This is a genomic window from Paenibacillus ginsengihumi DSM 21568 (assembly GCF_000380965.1).
Classification (GTDB): domain Bacteria; phylum Bacillota; class Bacilli; order Paenibacillales; family NBRC-103111; genus Paenibacillus_G; species Paenibacillus_G ginsengihumi.
Map to the genome: position 1 here is coordinate 1 of NZ_KB905550.1, position 22,833 is coordinate 22,833.

At 60.5% G+C, this 22,833-nt stretch carries 14 protein-coding genes; 13 read left to right on the forward strand and 1 reads right to left on the reverse strand.

All coding sequences use genetic code 11. From position 1 onward, the window contains the following. The first annotated feature begins 466 nt into the window (after positions 1–466). The 3 genes from addB to F591_RS0102440 all read left to right on the forward strand — a co-directional run bounded on the left by addB (position 467) and on the right by F591_RS0102440 (position 10,742). On the forward strand, positions 467–4,150 hold the full coding sequence (addB, locus tag F591_RS0102430) for a helicase-exonuclease AddAB subunit AddB (RefSeq protein WP_019532993.1): 3,684 nt from the start codon (positions 467–469) through the stop codon (positions 4,148–4,150). After that, positions 4,147–8,412: a helicase-exonuclease AddAB subunit AddA gene (gene addA, locus F591_RS0102435; RefSeq protein ID WP_019532994.1), complete on the forward strand. Its 4,266-nt coding sequence runs from the start codon at positions 4,147–4,149 to the stop codon at positions 8,410–8,412. Before addB ends, addA begins: the two co-directional genes overlap by 4 nt. Positions 8,413–8,504: 92 nt before the next feature. Further along, entirely contained in the window at positions 8,505–10,742 is a 2,238-nt protein-coding gene (locus tag F591_RS0102440) for a stalk domain-containing protein (RefSeq protein WP_019532995.1), read from the forward strand. Positions 10,743–10,747: 5 nt separating this feature from the next. Here F591_RS0102440 and F591_RS0102445 read toward each other — a convergent pair whose 3' ends face one another. Continuing rightward, positions 10,748–12,676, reverse strand: a complete 1,929-nt coding sequence (locus tag F591_RS0102445) for an FAD-dependent oxidoreductase (RefSeq protein ID WP_019532996.1) — start codon at positions 12,674–12,676, stop codon at positions 10,748–10,750. A gap of 277 nt (positions 12,677–12,953) precedes the next feature. On the opposite strand from F591_RS0102445, the gene F591_RS0102450 reads away from it, so the two are divergent. The 10 genes from F591_RS0102450 (at position 12,954) to F591_RS0102495 (ending at position 22,791) form a co-directional block, all read left to right on the forward strand. After that, on the forward strand, positions 12,954–13,301 hold the full coding sequence (locus F591_RS0102450; protein WP_019532997.1) for a histidine triad nucleotide-binding protein: 348 nt from the start codon (positions 12,954–12,956) through the stop codon (positions 13,299–13,301). A 140-nt stretch (positions 13,302–13,441) separates the two neighbouring features. Beyond that, the gene (gene rpsU, locus F591_RS0102455) at positions 13,442–13,615 is read left to right on the forward strand and encodes a 30S ribosomal protein S21 (RefSeq protein ID WP_010491812.1); all 174 of its coding nucleotides are present in this window, start codon (positions 13,442–13,444) and stop codon (positions 13,613–13,615) included. Positions 13,616–13,625: 10 nt separating this feature from the next. Then, positions 13,626–14,069 carry a GatB/YqeY domain-containing protein gene (locus tag F591_RS0102460; protein WP_019532999.1) on the forward strand — a complete coding sequence of 148 codons (444 nt, stop codon included), beginning with the start codon at positions 13,626–13,628 and terminating at the stop codon, positions 14,067–14,069. A gap of 273 nt (positions 14,070–14,342) precedes the next feature. Further along, positions 14,343–15,761 carry an NfeD family protein gene (locus F591_RS0102465; RefSeq protein ID WP_019533000.1) on the forward strand — a complete coding sequence of 473 codons (1,419 nt, stop codon included), beginning with the start codon at positions 14,343–14,345 and terminating at the stop codon, positions 15,759–15,761. Positions 15,762–15,769: 8 nt separating this feature from the next. Beyond that, positions 15,770–16,759: a flotillin-like protein FloA gene (gene floA / locus F591_RS0102470; protein ID WP_019533001.1), complete on the forward strand. Its 990-nt coding sequence runs from the start codon at positions 15,770–15,772 to the stop codon at positions 16,757–16,759. A 33-nt stretch (positions 16,760–16,792) separates the two neighbouring features. Beyond that, positions 16,793–17,287 carry a hypothetical protein gene (locus F591_RS0102475; RefSeq protein ID WP_026326324.1) on the forward strand — a complete coding sequence of 165 codons (495 nt, stop codon included), beginning with the start codon at positions 16,793–16,795 and terminating at the stop codon, positions 17,285–17,287. 743 nt (positions 17,288–18,030) lie between these two features. After that, complete coding sequence (gene yqfC, locus F591_RS0102480) at positions 18,031–18,309, forward strand: sporulation protein YqfC (protein ID WP_019533002.1); 279 nt, start codon at positions 18,031–18,033, stop codon at positions 18,307–18,309. A 20-nt stretch (positions 18,310–18,329) separates the two neighbouring features. Further along, complete coding sequence (gene yqfD / locus F591_RS0102485) at positions 18,330–19,517, forward strand: sporulation protein YqfD (protein WP_019533003.1); 1,188 nt, start codon at positions 18,330–18,332, stop codon at positions 19,515–19,517. 53 nt (positions 19,518–19,570) lie between these two features. After that, positions 19,571–20,533, forward strand: coding sequence for a PhoH family protein (locus F591_RS0102490; RefSeq protein ID WP_019533004.1), 963 nt, complete (start codon positions 19,571–19,573; stop codon positions 20,531–20,533). 20 nt (positions 20,534–20,553) lie between these two features. Then, the gene (locus F591_RS0102495; RefSeq protein ID WP_019533005.1) at positions 20,554–22,791 is read left to right on the forward strand and encodes an HD family phosphohydrolase; all 2,238 of its coding nucleotides are present in this window, start codon (positions 20,554–20,556) and stop codon (positions 22,789–22,791) included. Positions 22,792–22,833 lie beyond the last annotated feature (42 nt).

Consider the following 22,833-nt stretch of genomic DNA (forward strand, 5'->3'; position numbering starts at 1 on the left):
TTTCATTGCGCCGCGACGCTCATTCGGCATGGCCGCTCTGTCATACTAAAGCTTGGGAAGGACTTTTCCAGCCGTTATGTCTGGAAACGAATCGAGGTTCGAGTGGCGCAGTTAGAATGATGATAGCAAAATTTTACATGGAAATAAGGACTGCCTCTTCATTGGGGAGGGGGAAAGACCATCCGCCGCAAGCTTCCGTCTCCATCAGGCATGGGAAACTCCTACATTTTTACATCTTAAGTCGCCATTGCTTTAGCATCTTGCATTGATCTTATGCGCTTTCGAAATTCAGGTTTAGATAAGAATGTACAGATGGAACGAATGTTCCCATCACGGTTGTTCGTATGGTATAATGGGCCCAAAACCTTCCTTTTCCTGTACGGGCGGATTTTGCTAGAATGATAGCATGCAGTCTTATTTTTCCGTCCTCGGAAGACAAACCAATAGGAACCTGGAGTGAGGGCCGATGGCTTTTCGATTTGTGCTGGGAAGAGCGGGGAGCGGGAAGACGGACTATTGTCTGCAAGCGATCAAGAACGAGCTGCTCATGCGCCCGGAAGGCTCGCCGCTGATCTGGCTTGTGCCGGAGCAGGCGACGTTTCAGGCGGAGTATGCGCTCATCTCTTCGCCGGAGCTGGGGGGGACGCTCAGAGCCCAGGCGCTCAGCTTTCGCCGGCTGGCGTGGAGGGTGATGCAGGAGACGGGCGGGACAGCCCGGCTGCCGATCGACGAAACCGGCAAGAAGCTGCTCATTCACCGGATCATACATAAAAACCGCGAGAAGCTGCGTCTGTTCGGAGCCTCGGCAGAGCAGATGGGCTTTCTCGATCATGTCAATCAGCTGTTCAGCGAATGGAAGAGATACTGCGTCACGGCGGAGGAGCTTGCCGCTTTGGCGGGAGAGCAGAGCCGCAGGCTGCCGATATCCGGGCCGTTGGGCGACAAACTGCACGATCTGCGCGTCGTATATCTTGATTTTGAGCAGGAGCTGTCCCGGCTCTATTTGGACGGGGAAGATTATTTGACGCTGCTGGCCGGTCAAATCGAGCATTCCGCATATGTGCGCGATGCGGATATTTGGATCGACGGCTTTCATGGCTTTACCCCCCAGGAATTCGCCGTGCTGGACAAGCTGTCCCGGTTCAGCCGCAGCGTCACCATGACTCTCTGCCTGGATCGGGAATACGGGGCGGGCGAGGAGCTGCATGAGCTCGATTTGTTTCATCCTGCGGCGCGGACGATGAAGCGGATGGATCAGCTGCTTGCCGAGGCCGGGGTAGAACGGCTGCCGACGGTCGAGCTGAACGCCGATCCGCTGGCAAGGTTCCGCGACAATCCGGCGCTCGCTCATCTGGAGCGGGAATGGGGGCGCAGGGTGAAGAGACCTTACCCAGGCGATGCCGAAGACGGCTCGGCTCCCCTGCGCGGCGTTCATTTGACGGCTGCCGCGAATCGCCGGGCGGAAGTGGAGGCTGCCGCTCGCGACATACTCCGGCTCGTCCGCGACGAAGGGCTGCGGTGGCGGGATGTCGCCATATCCGTGCGCAACATCGAGGCGTACGGCGATTTGCTGGCCGTGACGTTCGTGGAATACGGCATCCCCCACTTTTTCGATCAGAAGCGCTCCGTATTGGGCCATCCGCTGATCGAGCTGATTCGCTCGGCGCTGGAGACGGTCTGTGGACAGTGGTCCTACGATGCCGTGTTCCGCTGCGTGAAAACGGACTTTTTCCTCCCGATCGGAAAGGAAGAGGCTGACGGGGACGTAAGGATCGATCGGCATGCGATGGATCAGCTGGAGAACTATGTGCTCGCCTTCGGCATTCGAGGCTCCAAATGGACAGAGCGCGACGATTGGCATTACACGTATCAATCCGATCTGGAGAGCGCGGAAGAAGCGGGGGCGGCCGCGGACTCCTTATGGCTGCGAACGATCAACGCCTGCCGGCGCCGGGTTGCGGCGCCGCTGCACAAGCTGCAGCAAAGCCTCGGCGCAAGCCGGCGAATCCGCGACAAGACGGAAGCGGTGTACGCGCTGCTGACCGAGCTGAACGTCCCGGAGCGGCTGGAAGCGTGGAGCCGGGAGGCGCTTCAGATGGGCCGGCCGGAGAAAGCGCGCGAGCATGCCCAGGTATGGGAACGGGTCGTCGACGTGTTCGATCAGCTCGTCGAGCTGATGGGCGAGGAGACGGCGTCGAACGACGTGTTCGCCCGCCTCGTGGGTACGGGTCTCGAAAGCATCAAGCTCGGTCTCGTGCCGCCGACGCTCGATCAAGTGCTGATCGGGAGCATGGACCGCACCCGCGCGGGGCAGGTGAAGCATTTGTTCGTGCTCGGCGTGAACGACGGCGTTCTGCCCGCGAAGATAAAGGAAAGCGGCGTGCTGACCGAGCAGGAGCGGGAGCAGCTTGCCGCGGCAGGAATGCCGCTGGCCGAAGGGGCGAAGCGCAGGCTGCTGGACGAGTCGTTCCTGATGTACTGCGCCTTCTGCACGCCGCAGGAAGGGCTGTGGCTGAGCTATGCTTTGGCCGACGAGGAAGGCAAGTCGCTGCTGCCTTCCGACGTCATCCGCCAGATGAAGCGGATGTTTCCGAAGGTGCGCGAAAGATTCGCGCTCGGGGAACCTTCGCCGGAGTCGGCGCTGACCGAGCAGATGGAATATGTCGCCAGCCCGGACAAGGCGCTTTCTCATCTGATTGTTCGCCTGAAGCAGTGGATGAAGGGGACGCCGATGAACGGCGTCTGGTGGTCGGTGTACAACTGGTACGCCCGCCAGCCCGAGCTGGCCGGCACGCTGTCTGTACTGCTGAAGTCGCTGACCTATGCGAACGCCGAGGCTCCGCTGCGGCGGGAAACGAGCCTGCTGCTGTACGGGGATACGCTGGAGGCCAGCGTGTCGCGCATGGAGCGGTTCGTCTCGTGCCCGTTCTCGCAGTTCGTCTCGCACGGCTTGCGGCTGAAGGAGCGGCGCATATTCCGGCTGGACGCGCCCGATATCGGCCAGCTGTTCCACGCCGCGCTCAAGTCGTTCATGGACGACCTCGAGCGGGACGGGGCCGACTGGGGGGCGCTGTCGCCGCAGGAGTGCGAGCAGCGGGCCGCGTATGTGATCGACCGGCTGGCGCCGCGGCTACAGGGGGAAATTTTGCTCAGCTCCAAGCGTTACGGCTACATTGCCCGCAAGCTGAAGCAGGTGATCGGCAAGGCGGCGGCGATGCTCGGCGTGCATGCCCGCCGCGGGGCGTTCCGGCCGATCGGGCTCGAGGTCGCTTTCGGCAAGGGGCAGCCGATACCGGCGATGGCTTACCGGCTCGACAACGGCGTGCGCATGGAGCTGCGCGGCCGCATCGACCGGATCGACCGGGCGGATACGGAAGAGGGAACATGGCTGCGCATCATCGATTACAAGTCGAGTGCGAAGCCGCTCGATTTGACCGAGGTGTATTACGGCCTGTCGCTGCAAATGCTCGCGTATCTGGACGTCGTGCTGACGCATGCTCCGGTCTGGCTCGGGAAGGAAGCGCAGCCGGCGGGCGTGCTTTACTTCCACGTACATAACCCGGTGTTGGGCGGGAAAAACCGGCTGACTCCCGAAGAGGCGGACGCCGAGCTGAAAAAAAAATTCAAGATGAAGGGGCTGCTCGTGGCTAATCCCGGCATTGTGCAGCTGATGGACAGCGGCCTGGCCGACGCCGGCGGGCGCTCGGAGCTGCTGCCTGTCGCGATCAAGGCCGACGGCAGCTTCTACAAGACGTCATCCGTAGCGAGCGAGGCGCAGTGGAACACGATTCGCCGTTACGTCAGGCGCACGATCCGCGAGATCGGCACGTCCATGACGGAAGGGCGGATTGACATCGCGCCGTTCCGGATTGGCCAGGAGACGGCCTGCGACCGCTGCGCCTTCCGGCCGGTGTGCCAATTCGACACGCAGCTGGACGGCAACGCCTACAAGCTGCTGCCTTCGCTGGGCAAGGAGGAAGTGTGGGCGATGATGGAGCAGAAGACCGCCGGCGCGGAGCAGGGCATCATTCTGCCGCGCGAGGCGATTGGCGCGGCCGCCGATCCGCTCGCCGCGCTGCGCGCCGAAGCGCCGGAACGAGCAGGATCGGGCGGACAGCGTAAAGCCGCGAAAGGAGGAGACGGCCTGTGAGCGAACGGATACCGAAACCTGAAGGCGTGACATGGACTGACGAGCAGTGGGAGGCGATCGCTGTGCGCGGCTGCTCGTCGCTCGTTGCGGCGGCGGCCGGATCGGGCAAGACGGCTGTGCTGGTGGAGCGCATTATTCGGCGCATCTCCGATCCGGCCGATCCGCTCGACGTGGACCGGCTGCTCGTCGCCACCTTCACCAACGCGGCCGCGGCGGAGATGCGCCACCGGATCGCGGAAGGGCTGGAGAAGGCGCTGGCCGCGGACCCGGCGTCCGACCATTTGCGCCGCCAGCTGGCGCTGCTGCCGCGGGCGTCGATTACGACGCTGCACTCCTTTTGCCTGGAAGTGGTCGAGCGGCATGCGCAAAAGATCGGGCTCGATCCGGGCTTTCGCATCGCCAATGAAACGGAAATCGCGCTGCTTCGCCAGGAGGTGCTGGAGGAGCTGTTCGAGGAGGAGTACGGGGCCGAGGGCGAAACGGGCGGCTTCTGGCGGCTGGCGGACATGTTCAGCGGCGACAAAAACGACGACGCCTTGTTCGCCCTGGTTCAGCGCGTATACGACTTCAGCCGCAGCCACCCTTGGCCCCGGCTGTGGCTGCGCGAGGCGGCCGAGGCGTTCGCCCGCGGGCTGACGGAGGACGATCCGTGGACCCCGCAGCTGCGCCGCCATCTCGAGCTGACGCTGGAGGGCGTCAAGGCGCTGCTTGCGGACGCGCTTCGTCTGACCGGTCTTCCCGGCGGACCGGAGCCTTATGCCGCGACGCTGGAGGACGATTTGCAGACGATCGCCTATTTGCAGGAGAGGTGCGGGGCAGGAACGTGGGAGCAATTGTACCACGCGTTTCAAGGAGCCGGCTTCGGCAAGCTGAAGGCATGCCGAGGCGATCAATACGACAAGGAGCTGCAGGAGAAGGTGAAGGAGCTCCGCAGCGACGCCAAGGATAAGCTCGCCGCCCTGAAGGAGGAGCTGTTCGGCCGGACGGCGGAGCAGTTCGACGAAGAGCTTAAAGCGATGGCGCCGCTGATGGACGCGCTGGTTAAGCTCGTCGAGACGTTCGACTGCAAGTTTCGCGAAGTGAAGCGGGACAAGCGGCTGGTCGATTTCGCCGATCTCGAGCATTATTGCCTGCACATTTTGCGTGTGGAAGGCGAAGAGTCGGGGCGGCTTGTTCCTTCCGCCGAGGCGCTGGAATACCGCGAGCAGTTCGCCGAGGTGCTGCTCGACGAGTACCAGGATACGAACCGCGTGCAGGAGGCGATCGTTGCGCTCATTTCCCGCTCGTCGCCTGGCAACCGGTTCATGGTCGGCGATGTGAAGCAGAGCATCTATCGCTTTCGGCTGGCCGAACCGACCCTGTTTCAGGAGAAATACAAAGCGTTCGTGCCGGGAGGCGGCGAACCGGGAGCGAGGATCGATCTGGCCCGCAACTTCCGCAGCCGCAGGCAGGTGACCGACGGAACGAACTTTATTTTTCGGCAGGTGATGCGGGAAAAAGTCGGCGAGATCGATTACGATGGGCAGGCGGAGCTCGTTTTCGGGGCCGCATACTATCCCGAGGATGCCGGAGACGAACGAAGATGGGCGCCTGAGCTGATTGTGATCGACCGCTCGTCTGCCGATTCCGATTCGGAAGCAGAGCCGCGCGCGGTCGAAGCGGGGGAGGGCCGGGAAGACGAGACCTCCGGGTTCGATCCCGCGGCGGAGCTGAAGGAGCTGGAGACGGCGCAGCTGGAGGCGCGGCTCATCGCGGCGCGGATTCGCGAGCTGACCGGCATGGACGGCGGGCGCCGCTTTCAGGTATTCGATAAGGACGCCAAAGGGATGAGAGATATCGCCTTCCGCGATATCGTCATTTTGCTGCGCGCCACTCAGCAGTGGGCTCCGGTGCTGATCGAGGAGCTGAAGCGGGTCGGCATTCCCGCGTACGCGGAGCTTAGCACCGGCTACTTCGAGGCGATCGAGGTGCAGGTGATGCTGTCGCTGCTGAAGCTGATCGACAACCCGTATCAGGACATTCCGCTGGCGGGGGTGTTGCGCTCGCCGATTGTGGGGTGCAGCGCGGAGGAGCTGGCGCTTATTCGGTCGGCCAGCCCTGGCGGCGCCTACTACGATGCGGTGAGGAAGTTCGTCCGGGCCGGAGCGGAGAAAGACAGCGACTTGCAGGCCGACGGCCACTCGAAGTCCGACGGCAACCTGCGGGCCGACGGCAGCCCGCAGAGCGGCGGTCGCCCGCAGGCCGACGATTCGCATACCGGTGGCGGGCCGGAAGGCGATAGCGGACTACTAGCTGCCGCAGGGCCGGAGGCAGAGGTTGGCCTGGCAGCGGCAGAGGGGAGCGGGGCACCGGCGGAGCAGGATGGAGCTTTAGCGGCGAGCGACAGCCCGGGGCAAACCGGCGCGCCGGTAACCGTGGCCATTCCGGCTGAGACGGCCGCCCGGGACGACGCGCACGGCTTGCTGCGCGCCAAGCTGCGCCGCTTCCTCGAGCAGCTGAAGCTGTGGCGCATGGAGGCGCGTCAAGGCTCGTTGGCCGAACTGATCTGGCGTATTTACCGGACGACGGGTTACTTCGATTTCGTCGGCGGATTGCCCGGCGGCATTCAGCGGCAAGCCAACCTGCGCGCTCTGTATGACCGCGCCCGGCAGTACGAAGCGACGTCATTCCGCGGGCTGTTCCGCTTCCTGCGCTTTGTGGAGCGGATGCAAGACAGCGGCGGCGACCTCGGCACCGCGCGGGCGCTCGGGGAGCAGGAGGACGTCGTGCGCATCATGACCATTCATAAGAGCAAAGGGCTGGAATTTCCCGTCGTCTTCGCGGCCGGTCTGGCCAAATCGTTCAACCGCCGCGATTTGACGGCGTCCTTCCTGCTGCACAGGGAGCTCGGCTTCGGCCCTAAATTGCTCGAGGCCGATACCCGCGTCAGCTACCCTACGCTGCCGTGGCTGGCGATTCGCCGCAAAATCGAGCTGGAGACGCTGGCCGAAGAAATGCGGGTGCTCTATGTCGCGCTGACCCGGGCCCGGGAGAAGCTGTATTTGATCGCGACCGTCAAAGATGCCGGCCGGCAGTTTTCCGCCTGGGAGCGGTTCGCGAATCATGAGGGGCCCGCCCTGCCCGACGATGCAATCGCGGCCGCAAAATGCTACCTCGATTGGATCGGCCCCGCGCTCGTGCGCCATCCCGAAGGCCAGCCGCTGCGGGCTGCCGGCGGCATGGCGGCAGGCGGACTGCGGCTGGCGGCAGGCGATCCTTCCATATGGACGGTGCGCATCGTCCGCCCGGAGCAGTTCGCCGCCTTGAGCGAAGCGGCCGCTGCCGGCGATGCGCTGGACGAGCGGCTGCAGTCGGTGCTGCGGCTGGAGCCGGTGGACGAGACCGAGCGCTGGGAGCATGAGATATGGCGCAGGCTGTCCTGGACGTATCCGTACGAGGCGGCATCCGGCATGCTGTCCAAAACGTCCGTCACCGAGCTGAAACGGCTGTCCGAGCATCACAAGCTGATGGCTTCGCTGTCGGAGGGAGGCGATGCCGACCTGGCGCTGCCGGAAGGCGGGCTGCTGCTGCCCGGGGGTCTGAAACTGGCCGGATCGCCGGCACAGCCGAAGGCGCGGGAAGGCGTTGCCGCTGCCGGGGGCGGTTCCAATTCCGCGCCAGGGCAATCCGGGCCGGCGAAGGCCGCTGCGGAGTACCGCCCGGCGATCGTGCGCCGGCCGCGGTTCCTGGAGCAGCGGAAGATGACGGCAGCCGAGCGGGGCACCGTCTTCCACTCGGTCATGCAGCATATTCCGCTCGATCCGCCTCCTACGGAGGAGACCGTACACGCGACGCTTCAGCGGATGGTCGAGCGGGAGCTGCTGACAGAGGAGCAACAGGATGCCGTGGATGCGGCTGCGATCGCCGCGTTCTTCCGCACGGAGCTGGGGCTTCGCCTCGTCGGAGCGCGCCAGGTGCGCCGGGAGGTGCCTTTCAGCTTCGGCTTGCCCGCATCCGATGTTTACGGATTGCGGGCAGGACCGGAAACCGTCGATGTCATCATGCTGCAGGGCGTCATCGACTGCGTGTTCGAGGAAGAGAGCGGGCTGGTGCTGCTCGACTATAAGACCGATCAGCTGAAAGGCCGCTCCCCGCAATCGATCGCCGAAGGCTATCGGCTCCAGCTGGAGCTGTACGCCCGGGCGGTCGAACGGATCTGGAAGCGCCCTGTCATCGGCAAATTCATTTATTTGTTCGACGGTTCGCATATCGTCGAGCTGTGACTTGGCATACTTGTCCGGGCCGCGGCGTATGTACATTATTAAAGAGGAACATGCGGCTTGCTGCGCAGGCCGTTTGCGAGGAGGCAACAACGTTGAATCACGACATCGGAGCCCGCCCGGCGCAGGGGGGCCGGACTCGTCCGTTTTTCGCGGCCGGCATGGCGCTCAGACGGCTGATCTTATGCGCTGCCGCGTCGGTCCTCCTGGCGTCGTCCCTTGCGCCGCTGCCAGCGCAGGCCGACGCCATTTGGGACCGCTGGAAGGCGGCGGACGCGGCCGTAGCTGGCGGAAAACCCGCCGAGGCGGTACCGCATTGGAAATTTCTCGTCGAGCATTATGCCTCCGCCGGCGAATGGGAGAATGCGGCGCTTTTCTCCGGCCGCTTGAATCAATATTACGATAGCGTGCGCGACTACGAGCAGGCGATCCATTATTACGAGCTGGAGAACGAATATTGGCTGAAGCTTGGAAAAGACTGGGGCGCAGTCGATCTGCAGCGGGCCGATCAGCTGCGAACGATCGTGGAGGCTTACATGACCGTAGGCGAGTCGGAGACGCTGCGCCGGCAAGCCGCCTCGTCGGCGGCGAAGCTGGCCAAATTCGAGCCGGAGTATGGCCTTTATATCGGCATGTACTCGGAGCTTGATCCGAAGATGGGCAATTACTATACCCGTTCGGAATCGATATATGGCAAAAACCACGCCATGTATTTGGCATACACGCAGGTCGGCAAGCCGTTTCCGCGGCAGCATGCGGCCAGGGCCAAGGAGGCCGTCGCCGCGCTGCAAATCGGCTGGGAGCCGGAAGGCGGCCTCGAGGCCGTGACTGAAGAGGTCGTTACGGCATGGGCCAAGGAAGCGAAGGCCGCAGGCATCCCGATCTTTCTGCGCTACGCCAGCGAAATGAACGGAGCATGGGTCGTATGGCACGGCGATCCGGCGCTATATATCGAAAAGTTCCGTCTAGTTCACGATATTATGGAGCGGGAAGCGCCGAACGTCGCCATGGTGTGGAGTCCGGGGGACGTTCCGATGTATTCGATCGACGCCTATTATCCGGGCGACGAATACGTCGATTGGGTAGGGGTCAGTATGTACACGTCGCCTTACGAGAACGGCGACCCGGCGCAGGGCAGCATGCTCGCCACGTCGCCTGTCGAAAGGCTCGATTATTTGTACAAGACCTATGCCGATCGCAAGCCCTTGATGATCAGCGAAACGGCCGTCTCGCACCGGGCGAATATGACCGGCGAGTCGTTCGCGGAGTACGGCCTGATGAACCTTCAGCGGCTGTACGAGGTGATGCCGGCCAAATATCCGCGGCTGAAGGCGATCACTTATTTTAACGTCAACCTGGAAATGCGGGAATCCAAAAACAATTACTTGCTTCAGGATAACGAAGAGATGCTTGCGCTCTACAAACGGATGATCGCATCTCCGTTTTATTTGACGAAGGTCGAGCAGGGAGCGCGCCCGCAGGACGGGATCGGCCATGTGCCGCTCGCTGCCGGGGAGTCGTTCGCGCAATCGACGAAAATTACGCCTTTTGTCAAAATCCCCGAGGTTTATATCGGCAAAATCGAATACCGCCTCAACGGCAAGCTGCTGGCCGAGCAAACCGAGCTTCCGTACGGCATCGAGCTGCAAGCCGGGGACGTGCCGGAAGGCTCCGTGCTGGAGATCAAGGTGTTCGATCAAGCGGGCGAGGAAAAAGCGCTCCGCCGCTTCCCGTTATCGTCCCGCGTATCTGTCGAAGTGAACGGAAAGGCGATCGCGTTCGATCAGCCGCCGATAGTTCAGGATGGCAGCACGCTGGCGCCGCTAAGAGCCGTCTTCGAAGCGATGGGCGCCGAAGTCGAGTGGGATGCCGCGACGAAGACGATCGCCGCTCGCAAAGGAGAAGCGCAGATTACGCTGCAGATCGGCAGCCGGACGGCATACCGGAACGGCCGGCCCATCGAGCTCGAAGCGCCGGCTCAGCTTGTCGGCGGCTTTACGATGGTGCCGGCCCGGTTCGTGGGGGAAGCGTTCGGCGGCTCGGTCGAATGGGACGGGCGCAGCCGGACCGTGCGGATCACGCTGCAGGATGAGGAGGCAAAGCTGCGTTCATCCGCGGCCGGCTCCTCCGCCGCGCCCGCAGGAGCCTCCGCTGTGGCGGAGAGCGAAGCGGCTTCCGCAGCGGAAGCGGAAGCGCCCGCAACTGCTGCGGGCCAAGCTGCGGGACGCAGCAACCCCGGTTCCATTCCGGAACCGGGGTGGTTTCACCGCCTGCTGACGGCGCTCGCCGCGTTGGCGCGCGGGCTTGGAGCATGGCTTGCAAAGCTGCTCTGAAGCGGTCAGGCGCGCAGCCGCTCCTGCTGCTGCAGCTCTTGAACAATGGCCATCGCAGCCTTCCTGGCGCTGGAGAACGCGCGTTCCGCCAGCTCGCCCTTGCCTTGACAGCCGTCGCCGCAGAAGTAAAACGGCACATTTTCCACGCGCGTCGGCAGCAGCCGGTTGCTGACGATGTTTTTGACGCTCGATACCATCGCTTTCTTCGATACCCGCTTCACTTCCGTTTCCTCTCTCCAGCCGGGGTAGTACTTGTCGAACAGCGACTCCATCTGGTTCGTCCGATCTTCCAAATACGTCTTTCGATCGCTCTCGTCCGCAAAGTTATCGTTCAAGTAAGCGATGCCCTGCAGCAGCTGGCCCCCTTCGGGAACGAGCGTATGGTCTGTGGCGGATACGTCGGTGATGAACAGCTTGTTGTCCATATCGCTGATATAGCTGAACGGCCGGGCGACGACCTTGCGCAGCCCGACATCGTAGACCATGACCTCTGTCGCGGTATTGTTTTCGTACGGGGCAAGGAACGGCTCCCAGGGCGTGCCTTTTAGCAGCTTGCACACCTGCTGTACCGGCATCGCAAATACGACCCGGTCGAACGCCGACTCCTGCGATTTCGTCTTCAAAATAAACTGGCGGTCGGCATACCGGATTTCATCGACGCCTTCCCGCAGCGCAATGTTCCATCGGCCCGACGTTTCGATTTTTTGCTTCAGCTGGTTCGTAATGACGGCCCAGCTTCCGAGCACGTAGTTGACGGGACGGCTGGACAGGAACAGGTTATGGTAATAGCGGCTGATTTCCTCGCCGGGCACCTTGCGGGCTTCTTCGGGCGTAATGAAGAAGTTCGAGCAGACGAGATGCTCCCACAGCTCCTTGACGTCTTCGTCGGCATCGGAATGGGCCAAATAGTCGCCCAATGTCGCGAAATTTTTGACGTGGTGAATATTGGCGATAATCGCGGCAATTTCGCCGACGAAGCGCACTTTTTGCTTCGTGTTCAGCAGCTCCGTTTTCATCAGATTGACGAAATCGAGCGGCGCTTCCGTCAACTGGCCGTTTTTGAAATACAGCACCTTCCGCTTGTCGACCTGCCGCGAGCTGAAGGACAGGCCAAGCTCTTTCTCCATGCGCGACAGCTCGTGACGGTCGATGCCATAGACTGCATGAGCGCCGTAGTTCAGCGTAAATCCCGCCTTTTCGTAAGTAAACGCGCGTCCGCCAAGCTGCGGACTTCTCTCGAACACGACACCTTCCACGCCGCTTTGCTCTGACAAATATGCCGCCGCGGTAAGACCGGCAAGTCCTCCTCCAATAACGGCAACCTTCATTTGAGTAGCTCCTTTCGCTTCCGGCTTCCAATCCACCGGTTCGATCGATTGATTCGTTCGGATTCCCGACCAGGCCCAGGCCAGCTGCCGGCGCATCAGCTCCGTCAAGTCCTCACCCGGATGCGTGCTCCAATAGAGCAGCGAGCCCGTATATACTGTCGTCAGCATCCGCACCTTGTGGGGCTCCGGTAACCAGCGCAGCAAGCTTTCGTGCATCAGCCGCTGCTCTTCCTCGAGGGCGCTGCGGAGGCTTTCCTGCTGCAGCGACAGCGCCAATATGCTGCGCAGCAGCTTCGGGCGGCCGCGCAGCTGTTCGGCCAGATCGAGCAGCAGAGCGTTGATATGGCTTTCCAGCGACGGCACCCGGGAAGGGGGGATGCTTGCCCATTCGCGAATGACAGCGCACTGCCTGCGGGGAATTTCCTGCAATATTTCATCCTTGCCTTTAAAATAATGATAGAATGTGCCTTTGGAGGTATTGGTGGCCCCGATGATGTCGTCCACCGACACCTGCTCGTAGCCCCGTTCCACAAACAAACGGAGCGCGACTTCCATCATGTATTCCCGTTTTTTCTGCGTCGCTTCGCGCATGGAACGGCTGCTCATGACGATCGAATCTCCTTCTCGCGTTCGGGAAGCGTCTGCTGACGCGTACCTCTCTCATGTATTATATGACGAAATTAGACCGTGAGTCTATCTTGAAAATTTGGCGGTATACGCCGACAAAATTTCAACACCGAAGGTGACGACCGATGACGACAGGAATCGCTCGTCATAGGCGGGTTTATATTTGAGAATGGCCGTTTAAGCCGATATTTTCCTTTTGGAAGCAAGTCATGTATATTATTTATATAGAAAGTAAACTATTTCGGGGAGGATAAGCATGGATTGCATCTTTTGCAAAATTGTCGAGGGCTCCGTTCCTTCGAAAAAAGTGTTCGAAAACGAGCATGTTGTCGCTTTTCATGACATTCAGCCTGCGGCGCCCGTACATATTTTGATTATTCCGAAAAAACATATCGCTTCTATGAATGATGTGCAGCAGGAAGACTGGCATTTGCTCGGAGAGGTGCACCGGGCCGCGCAACATATTGCCGCCGAGCTGGGGATCGCCGAAAGCGGCTACCGTCTGGTGAACAATTGCGGCAAGGACAGCGGTCAAATCGTGTTCCACATTCACTATCATCTGTTAGGAGGCAAGCCGCTCGGCCCGCTGCTTGCCGGGGCGTGATCCAGGCGAAGGGGCGGCCGGCTGCGAGGTTCGTTTTTGCTTCGTATTCAGTTGACACGTCGTTTTGTTTTCGCCTATAATGGAGCTTGATGAATGTCTTTTTTTCGTCTTGGACGGTCGTTCGGAGGGAGGGAAAACTGGTGTCAGAAACTCGAGTTCGCAAGAACGAAACGATAGATGCTGCACTTCGTCGCTTTAAGCGTTCCATCGCGAAAGATGGCGTATTGGCAGAAGTGAAGAAACGCAAGCATTACGAAAAGCCAAGCGTCAAGCGCAAGAAGAAGTCTGAGGCTGCTCGCAAGAGAAAGTTCTAGGAGGCTTATCATGAGCTTAAGCGACAGATTGAATGAAGACATGAAGCTTGCGATGAAGAGTCAAGACAAGTTTAAACTCTCCGTAATCCGTATGGTTCGTGCAGCGATCAAGAATCTTGAGATTGATCAACGTAAAACCTTATCCGAAGATGAAGAGCTTGACGTCTTGAGTCGCGAGATCAAACAGCGCAAAGATTCCCTCCAGGAATTTGAAAAAGCAGGCCGCGATGAATTAGCGGCAAATTTAAAGCAAGAAATTGCGATTTTGATGGAATATATGCCGCAGCAATTTACGGAAGAAGAAGTAAAAGCCATTGTATTGCAGACCATCCAAGAAGTGGGAGCTTCTTCCAAGGCGGAAATGGGCAAAGTCATGAGCGCTTTAATGCCGAAGGTCAAGGGACGGGCGGACGGCAAGCTGGTCAATCAGCTTGTCCAGCAGTCTTTGTCATAGTTCGGTCAGGGAACACTCCTTGTACAAGGGGTGTTTTCTTTTTTTTTTTGAATCAAATCGGCCGTTTCTGCGTATTAAACATTGTACGACTCTCCGAAGTTGAGCAGTTAAGGGAAAGCGCATGTTTTTTATCGTGACAGAAAGTTCACCTTCGCTAAACGTTCAAGCAAAGTGCGACTTTCTGTACCAGGGAAAACTACCGCTAAACCGCGGTCGCTCATCTTTGAATGGACGTCGATAGACGTTTTTCTTATTGCAAGGGGGTGAAATCGTATGCGGGAAAGACATTGCCAGGTATCGGCTTCTTGGCAGGGAAGTCGTTTCCGGATCGTCATTTGTGTATGGCTGGCTTGCCTGTTGCTTGCAGCTCTGCTGCCGTTCGGCGGTATGGCTAAGGCCGAATCCGCGCCTGCTTCGGTGGCGCAATCGGCGCCCGTTGTCGTCATACCCGTGCATCAGACGATCAACACGGGGCTTTACAGCTTCATGCAGCGGGCTTTCCGCGAAGCGGAAGAAATGAGCGCAATGCTTATCGTGCTGGATATCAATACGTTGGGCGGGGAAGTCGAGGCCGCGGAGAACATCGGGCAGCTGATCAGCAATAGCTCCATCCCGACGGTGGCCTATGTGCATGGACGGGCCGTTTCGGCGGGAAGCTATATTGCGTTGAACGCGGGCCGGATCGCCATGGAGCCGGGCAGCACGATGGGAGCGGCGGCGGTTGTCGACATCGCCGGAGCGGAGGTGGAAAATCCGAAGGTCTTGGCCCATTGGACAAGTGAGATGCGCGGAGCGGCAGAGCTGCGCGGCCGCAACCCGCTTATTGCGGAAGGCATGGCCGACAAAAATATCGTTGTAGACATGCCGGAAATCGGGCGCACCGTGCAGAAGGGCGAGATCGTATCTCTGACGGCGCAGGAAGCTTTGAAGGTGGGATACGCGGAGACGGTTGCCGAAACGCTGGATCAGGTTATCGATTTTGCGGGAGCAAGCGGTCATCCGGTCGTATCGCTCGAGCCGAGCGCGGCGGAGAAGCTGGCTAGATTTCTGACGCAGCCGTGGGTTGCGACGCTGCTGCTGATTATCGGGCTGGCGGGCGTCGCCATCGAGCTGTTCGTCCCTGGCTTCGGCGTTCCGGGCATTCTCGGTCTGCTCGGTTTCGGGCTCTATTTCTTCGGGCATTTTATCTCCGGCTTGGCGGGAATGGAGGCCATCGCCCTGTTCGTCGGCGGGGTGCTGCTCCTGGTGCTCGAAATTTTCGTGCCCAGCTTCGGTATTCTAGGCATTTTGGGCACCTTGGGGCTGATTGGCGGCGTTGTCATGGCAGCCCAGGATACCGGAAGGGCGGCGCTTAGCTTGACCGTCGCTTCGCTGATCGCTCTGGTGACGGTGATGATTTTCGTCAAAATATTCAAGCGCCGGGGCGTCTGGAACCGATTTATTTTGCGCGAGCGGCTTACATCGGAGGAAGGCTTCAATTCGTTCAAGCCGCGCAGCGAATTGGTCGGACGCACGGGCAAGGCGCTAACGCCATTGCGCCCATCCGGCATGGCGCTGCTCGGAGACGAGCGGATCGACGTCGTTACGGCGGGCGAGTTCATCGCGGCCGGGCGTCCGGTTGAAGTGATTCAGGTAGAAGGAGCTCGGATCGTCGTTCGCGAGCTGCACCAAGATTCCAAGGAGGGAATGTAAAATTGGGTATGGAAACAATTTATTTCCTGATCATCGTGGCCATCGCTATTGTGGCGCTGTCCGTATTCTTTAGCTTTTTCCCGGTGATGCTGTGGATATCGGCGCTGGCGTCCGGCGTCCGCATCGGCATCATTACGCTGGTGGCCATGAGGCTGCGCCGGGTTATCCCGAGCCGCATCGTCAATCCGCTTATCAAAGCGACGAAGGCGGGCATGGATTTGTCGATCAATCAGCTGGAAAGCCACTACTTGGCCGGGGGGAACGTCGACCGCGTCGTCAATGCGCTGATCGCTGCCCATCGGGCCAACATTCAGCTGGAATTCGCCCGCGCTGCGGCGATTGATCTGGCCGGGCGCGATGTACTGCAAGCCGTGCAGATGAGCGTTAACCCGCGCGTCATTGAGACGCCGATCGTATCGGCCGTCGCCAAGGACGGCATCGAGGTCAAGGTCATCGCCAGGGTGACTGTCCGCGCCAACATCGACCGCCTGGTCGGCGGCGCCGGCGAAGAGACGATTATCGCCCGCGTCGGCGAAGGCATTGTCACGACGGTCGGCTCCAGCGGCTCGCACAAAGATGTGCTGGAAAACCCCGACTCGATCTCGCAAACGGTGCTTGGCAAAGGTCTGGATGCGGGAACCGCTTTTGAAATTTTGTCGATCGATATCGCCGACGTGGACGTGGGCAAAAACATCGGCGCCTATCTGCAAACCGAACAGGCGGAAGCCGACAAGCAGATCGCCCAGGCGAAAGCGGAGGAGCGCCGCGCCATGGCCGTTGCCCAGGAGCAGGAGATGAAGGCGCGCGTCGTCGAGATGAAGGCGAAGGTCGTCGAGGCCGAATCGCAGGTTCCGCTCGCTATGGCCGACGCGCTTCGCAGCGGCAAGCTCGGCGTCATGGATTACATGAACCTCAAAAACATCGATGCGGATACGCAAATGCGCAGCACGTTCGGCAAGCTGGGCGGCGATTCCTCCAAGGATGGAGAAGATGCTTAAAGTCCCGGGAACGTACGGAAGGAGGGGTGAAGCGTGAAACTCATCGAGCTGGTGCTGGACAACTGGTACCTTCTTGTCATTCTATACGTTGTTGTAACCAGCTTGGCCGGCAAGATCAAATCGCCGGGCGGCGCCAAGCCGGCCGACCCGCATAAGGGGCAGCCGGCCAAGCCCGCCGGCGGCATGCCGCCGTTCGGCGGCGACTCCGGCGGCTGGCCGGCAGGGCCGGGCACCGGCGCGCCGCAGCCTGCCTCCAGGCCGCAGGCTGCCCCCGCCGCTGCAGAGCCGCGCCAAGCCGCTGCGGCGGCCTCTGCGCCGGCGGAGCCGCCGCGCCGCCCGGCGGCGGATAGCGCAGCGCCGGCTGCTGCGGCGCAGCATCGGCCGCAGGCGCAAGCCGCGCGCCCCCGGCAGCCTGCAGCCGCTTCGCCCGGCCCGCTCGGGCGCATCAGCCCCGGCGACGCCGCCCGCGGCATGATGTGGGCCGAAATTTTCGGCCCGCCGCGGGCCAAGCGGCCTTACCGGCGCTGAACGCCGCCGGCATCGCACACCGCCGGCGGGGCAATGCCGGCGATCCAGCAAGCCGTCCCGAAGGTTGGCATACAGCCAGCGGGACGGCTTGCTTATTATGCCGGCGGTCGCATCGCCGGTAGCGTCCGATGGCTCCCGAGGAGCTGCGGCATCTCTATGGCTTTGCTTTTGCTCACCTCACACGTTCCCGCTGCGCTATGCCGCAAACCATCTACCCGCATGAGATCCGTCCGTCCGGACAGCCTTGACACCGCATGTTAACTGCCTAAAACGATTTGCGACTTTTCGCCGTTCTCCGCTTAGGGCCCGCTGCTGCAGCCGTATGCCCCCCTGCATCGCTCCGCTCCTGCCGGTCGTTCGCCCTCGCTGCAAACAAGCTGAAGCCAGTCTCCGGCAAGTCGCCCTCGCTGCAAACAAGCTGAAGCCAGTCTCCGGCAAGTCGCCCTCGCTGCAAACAAGCTGAAGCCAGTCTCCGGCTAGTCCCTCCCGCCTCACAAGCCCCGCGCGGCCCTCAAGGCCGCCTGCGGCGAATTGCCGCCGCCAGCGTTCATTTGCCCTGTTCGCGCAAGCTCCTGCTCTCATCGCGCTGCCCTGCTTCCGGCTCCCCCCTCGCGCCGCGGCGTCCCGTCCGAAGCATCGATGCGTGAACGCCGGGCAAGCCTCGTCCCGCTCATAAATCCGCATCCCGGCGCATATGGTGTAAATAGCCTGCTGTAGGCATATTCGCACTGGGGAGGTAACGTATGCGCAGCCTAACCCGCAAAATCAATCAATGGACCGCCAAACTGCTCGACCTGCCTCAGGATGTCGTTTCCGATCTGCCGCGCGTGACGATGATCGGCAATGTGCAGCTATATATCGAGAATCACCGCGGGGTGATCGAATTTTCGAACGAAGCGCTGAAGCTGGCGCTGTCCAAGGGACAGCTGGAAATAGCGGGCAAGGATCTGGTCCTGCGGGCGATATTGACCGAGGAAGTATTCGTCGAAGGCGTTATCCACGATATCAAGTATATTCCTTAGAACCGGAGGGGGAAGCGAACGTGAGTCATTCTTGGATTCAAAGCGTGCGGGGCTATGTGCTTGTCGAAGTAAGGGGACGCGGACTCGAGCAATTAATCAACCGGATGATTCAGCAGCGGATGTATGTGCGGGATATTCGCTATACGGCGGAGGACCGGGCGGAGATGAACGTGGTGGTCGGCGATTTTTTTCGCATGCGGCCGCTGCTGAAAGAGACAGGCTGCCGCATTCATGTCGTCAAGCGGTTCGGCCTTCCCTTTTTGTTGGACAAACTGGAGAAACGCAAGTTTTTCGTCGTCGGCCTGGCCGGGTTCATCGTCGGCTTGTACTTGCTTACCTCGCTGGTGTGGCAGGTGAGGGTGGAAGGGAACGAGCGCATATCGACCGACGCGGTGCTGCAGGCCGCCCGCAGCGAAGGGGTGTACAAGCTCCAATGGAAGTTCCGGCTCCCGGACGAGGAGCAGCTGGCGCGCAAGCTGCAAAGCCGGCTTCCGGGCACAGCGTGGATCGGCGTGGAGATGCGCGGCACGCACGTCGTGATCAAGCTGGTGGAAGCTACCGTGCCGGAAACGAAGCCGTTGCTCAGTCCCCGAAATTTGGTCGCTGCCAAAAGCGGGCTTGTCACGAAAATTATCGCCGAGAAGGGAAGGCCCGTCGTGCGGCCGAATACATATGTCCGGCAAGGGGACGTGCTTATTTCCGGCGTGCTGGGGGACGAGCAGAACAGCCAGACGGTCGTCGCCAGCGGCGAAGTGAGAGGGATCGTCTGGTATGCGCCGAAAATCGAGGTGCCGCTGACGCTGCAGTACAAGGTATATACCGGCGAGCAGAAAAAACGGTTCTATCTCGTATTCGGCAACCGCGCCCTGCAGGTGACGGGCTACGGAAAGCTGGCGTTCGAGCAGTTCGAAGCCATTCAGGAGCGAAAGGCGCTGCAGTGGCGAAACTACAGACTGCCGCTTGGTTGGATCAGCGAAAAGGTGCTGGAGACCCGAATGGCCGAGCAGCCGCTCGATCCGGCGGAGGCCAGGGCGATCGGGCTCGAGCGGGCGAAGTCGGAAATTTTGGCTGTCGCAGGCGAGGGCGCGCGGGTCGTCGGAGAAAAGATTTTGCATGAAAAGACGGAGAATGGTAAAGTTTATATGGAAGTGCATTTGGAGGTGGAAGAATCGATTGCTGCCGAGCAGCCGATCGTTCCGCAGCCCTGAAGCAAGCGTGCGAACTTATAGACATTATTTTTTGGAGGAGAGAGCGGCTGTTGATGGATCAAGCGACAACGGTGAGAGTGGCTTTGCACAACACGGCAGAGGGGCTGGCCCTGTTCGGCCCGCAGGACAAGTTTTTGCGGCTGATTGAACAGGAGACGGAGGCGAAGATTTATACCCGCGACGCCGAGCTCGTCATTCAGGGCGACGCCAAGGAAACGGGCAGGCTGAAGGAGCTGTTCGAGGTGCTCCTGGCCCTGATCCGCAATCAGTATACGCTGGCCGAGCGGGATGTGTTATACGCCCTCGAGCTGTCCAGGCAGCATGCGGTCGAGCAGCTGCTTGAGCTGTTCAAGGGAGAAATCGCCGTCACCTATAAGGGTAAGCCGGTGCGCGTGAAGACGATCGGCCAGAAGCAGTATGTGCAGGCTATTCGCAAGAAGGATATCGTCTTCGGCATCGGTCCCGCCGGCACAGGGAAGACGTATATCGCCGTCGTATTGGCCGTCGCGGCACTGAAGGAGAACCGCGTGAAGCGGATCGTGCTGACCCGTCCCGCGGTGGAAGCGGGCGAAAGCCTGGGCTTCCTGCCGGGCGATTTGCAGGAGAAGGTTGACCCGTATTTGAGGCCGTTGTATGATGCTCTTAACGACGTGCTCGGCCCCGATCAGGTCGCGAAATCGCTGGAGCGGGGGCTGATCGAGATTGCGCCGCTCGCCTATATGCGCGGCAGAACGCTCGACGATTCGTTCATCATTCTCGACGAAGCGCAGAATACGACGCCCGAGCAGATGAAGATGTTTTTGACCCGGCTCGGCTTCGGCTCCAAGATGGTCATCACCGGCGATGTGACGCAGATCGATCTGCCGCGCGGCAAATCGTCGGGGCTGGTGGAGGCCGAGCGCATTTTGCGGCACATCGACGAGATCGGCTTCATTACGTTCGCCGAGCAGGATGTCGTCCGCCATTCGCTGGTGCAAAAAATTATTATGGCCTACCAAGAGGACCAAGAAGGCTGAGAAAGGGCTGACCTTTCGTCATGAATAATCGCGTTACTCTTCAAGGCAAATTTCAATATCGCTTGAACGGATGGAAATATAGCGCCTTCGTGCGCTTTCTTCTGTTTTTAGTTATTGCCGCCGTTATTTATTTTTCGCTCATGCCGAGAATCGTGCCGCAGACGTACGACATTCAGCTTGGCTCCGTCGCCGAGCGGGACATTTTGGCGCCGAAGGCGGTAGAGAACGAGGCCGAGACTTACCGGGCCAAGGAAGAGGCGGCCCAGCGGGTGCAGCCGGTGTACCAGGTCGTAGCGCTGCGCAACGAATCGGCAATCGACGCCGTCTTCGAGAAGCTGCAGCAAATCAATGCGGATGCGGAAGTATCCCAGACCGATAAAGTGAACATCTTCAAGACGGTCATTCCGACGATCATTCAGGATCATCTGGACCGCCAGCTAAAAGCATTTACCGACAGCGGGCAGTACGGCGAGCTGCTGGTGACCGAAATGCGCAACAATCTTCGCGAGCAGCAGTACCGCATGCCGGAGGAAGTGTATTACAAGATTCCCAGGCTGACCAAGGAAGATTTGACGGCCATGGAAGAGGTCGCCAAAGAGATTGTCGGCAAGCTGATGAACGAGCAGATTTTGGACGCCCAGACGGCGCGGACGAAGGTGCCGGAGCTGGTCAACGCTTCGACGCTGTCCAAGAGCTTGTCCAGGGAGATCGTTCAGGAGCTGATCCGGACGGCGCTGACTCCGAACAAGTTCTACGATCAGAAAGGAACGGACGAAGCGAGAGAGCAGGCCCGGGAAAATGTCAAGCCGGTGATGATCAACAAGAACGACGTGCTCGTCGCCAAAGGCGAGCCGATTACGCAGGACGTCTATAAGCGGCTGGCCGAGCTCAATTTGCTGCGCGACGAGACGAGCTATTGGCCTCATGTCGGCTTGCTTCTCTTCGTGCTGCTCTGCGTCGCCGTGCTGTTCATCTTCGTGCGCCAAAGCCGCCTGCCGGTCAATCACAACAACGCTCAGCTGCTCATGCTGGCGCTTGTGATCGTCATGACGATCGCCGGCATGAAGGTATTTTCGCTGGCGCAAAGTCTCGAATATCCGTTTATCGGCTTCCTGGCGCCGACGGCAATGGGAGCGATGCTGATCGCCATCCTGCTCGACATGCATCTGGCCTACGCGGCGGCGGTGCTGCTCGCTGTCATCGCCAGCGTCGTCTTTAACGTCGATCATACTTACCCGTTCGATTACCGGTACGGAATCGTGGCGCTGGGCAGCTCATTCGCCGCCATCTTCTCGATTCAGAGAGCCAGCCAGCGCTCGTCGATCCTGCGGGCCGGCATCATGGTTTCCTTGACCGGCATGGCGCTGATCGTGTCGCTGCTGCTGATGGAGGAGCTCCCGTCGCGGACGGACATGCTGTTTGCCGCCTCGTTCACGCTCGGCAGCGGAATATTGACCGCAGTCTTCGTCATCGGGCTGCTGCCGTTTCTGGAGGTGGCCTTCGGCATCCTGTCGCCGCTGAAGCTGGTGGAGCTGTCCAACCCGAACCATCCGCTGCTGCGCAAGCTGCTGACGGAGACGCCGGGGACGTACCATCACAGCATCATGGTCAGCAACTTGTCCGAAGCCGCCGCCGAGGCGATCGGCGCCGACGGTCTGCTGTGCCGGGTCGGCGCTTATTATCACGACATGGGCAAGACGAAGCGGCCGAGCTATTTTATCGAAAATCAGAACAACATGGGCAATCCGCACGACCAGATCGATCCGGCGCTCAGCAAATCGATCATCGTCGCCCACGCCCGGGACGGCGCCGAAATGCTCAAGGAGGCGAACATCCCGAAGCCGATTCGCGATATTGCCGAACAGCATCACGGCACGACGCTGCTGCAGTATTTTTACCACAAAGCCCGCAAGCAGGCCGAGGAGCGGGGAGAGGAGCCGCCGGAAGAGCAGGAATTCCGCTATCCCGGTCCGAAGGCGCAGACGAAGGAAGCGGCTATCGTCGGCATCGCCGACTGCGTCGAGGCTGCCGTTCGCTCCTTGCGCAATCCAACGGTGGAGCAGATCGATTCGATGGTGCGCAAAATTATTAAAAGCCGGCTGGACGACGGCCAGTTCAACGAATGCGACCTGACGCTCAAGGAGCTCGACCAGATCGCCAAGACGCTGAACGAAACGCTGCTCGGCATCTTCCATTCGCGCATCGAATATCCCGGCGACATCGCGGAAGCGAAGCCGAATGCGGCGAAGCGGGCGTAGCGAGCTGCCGCCGTCCGGGCCGAATTTTCAGGAATAAAAGGA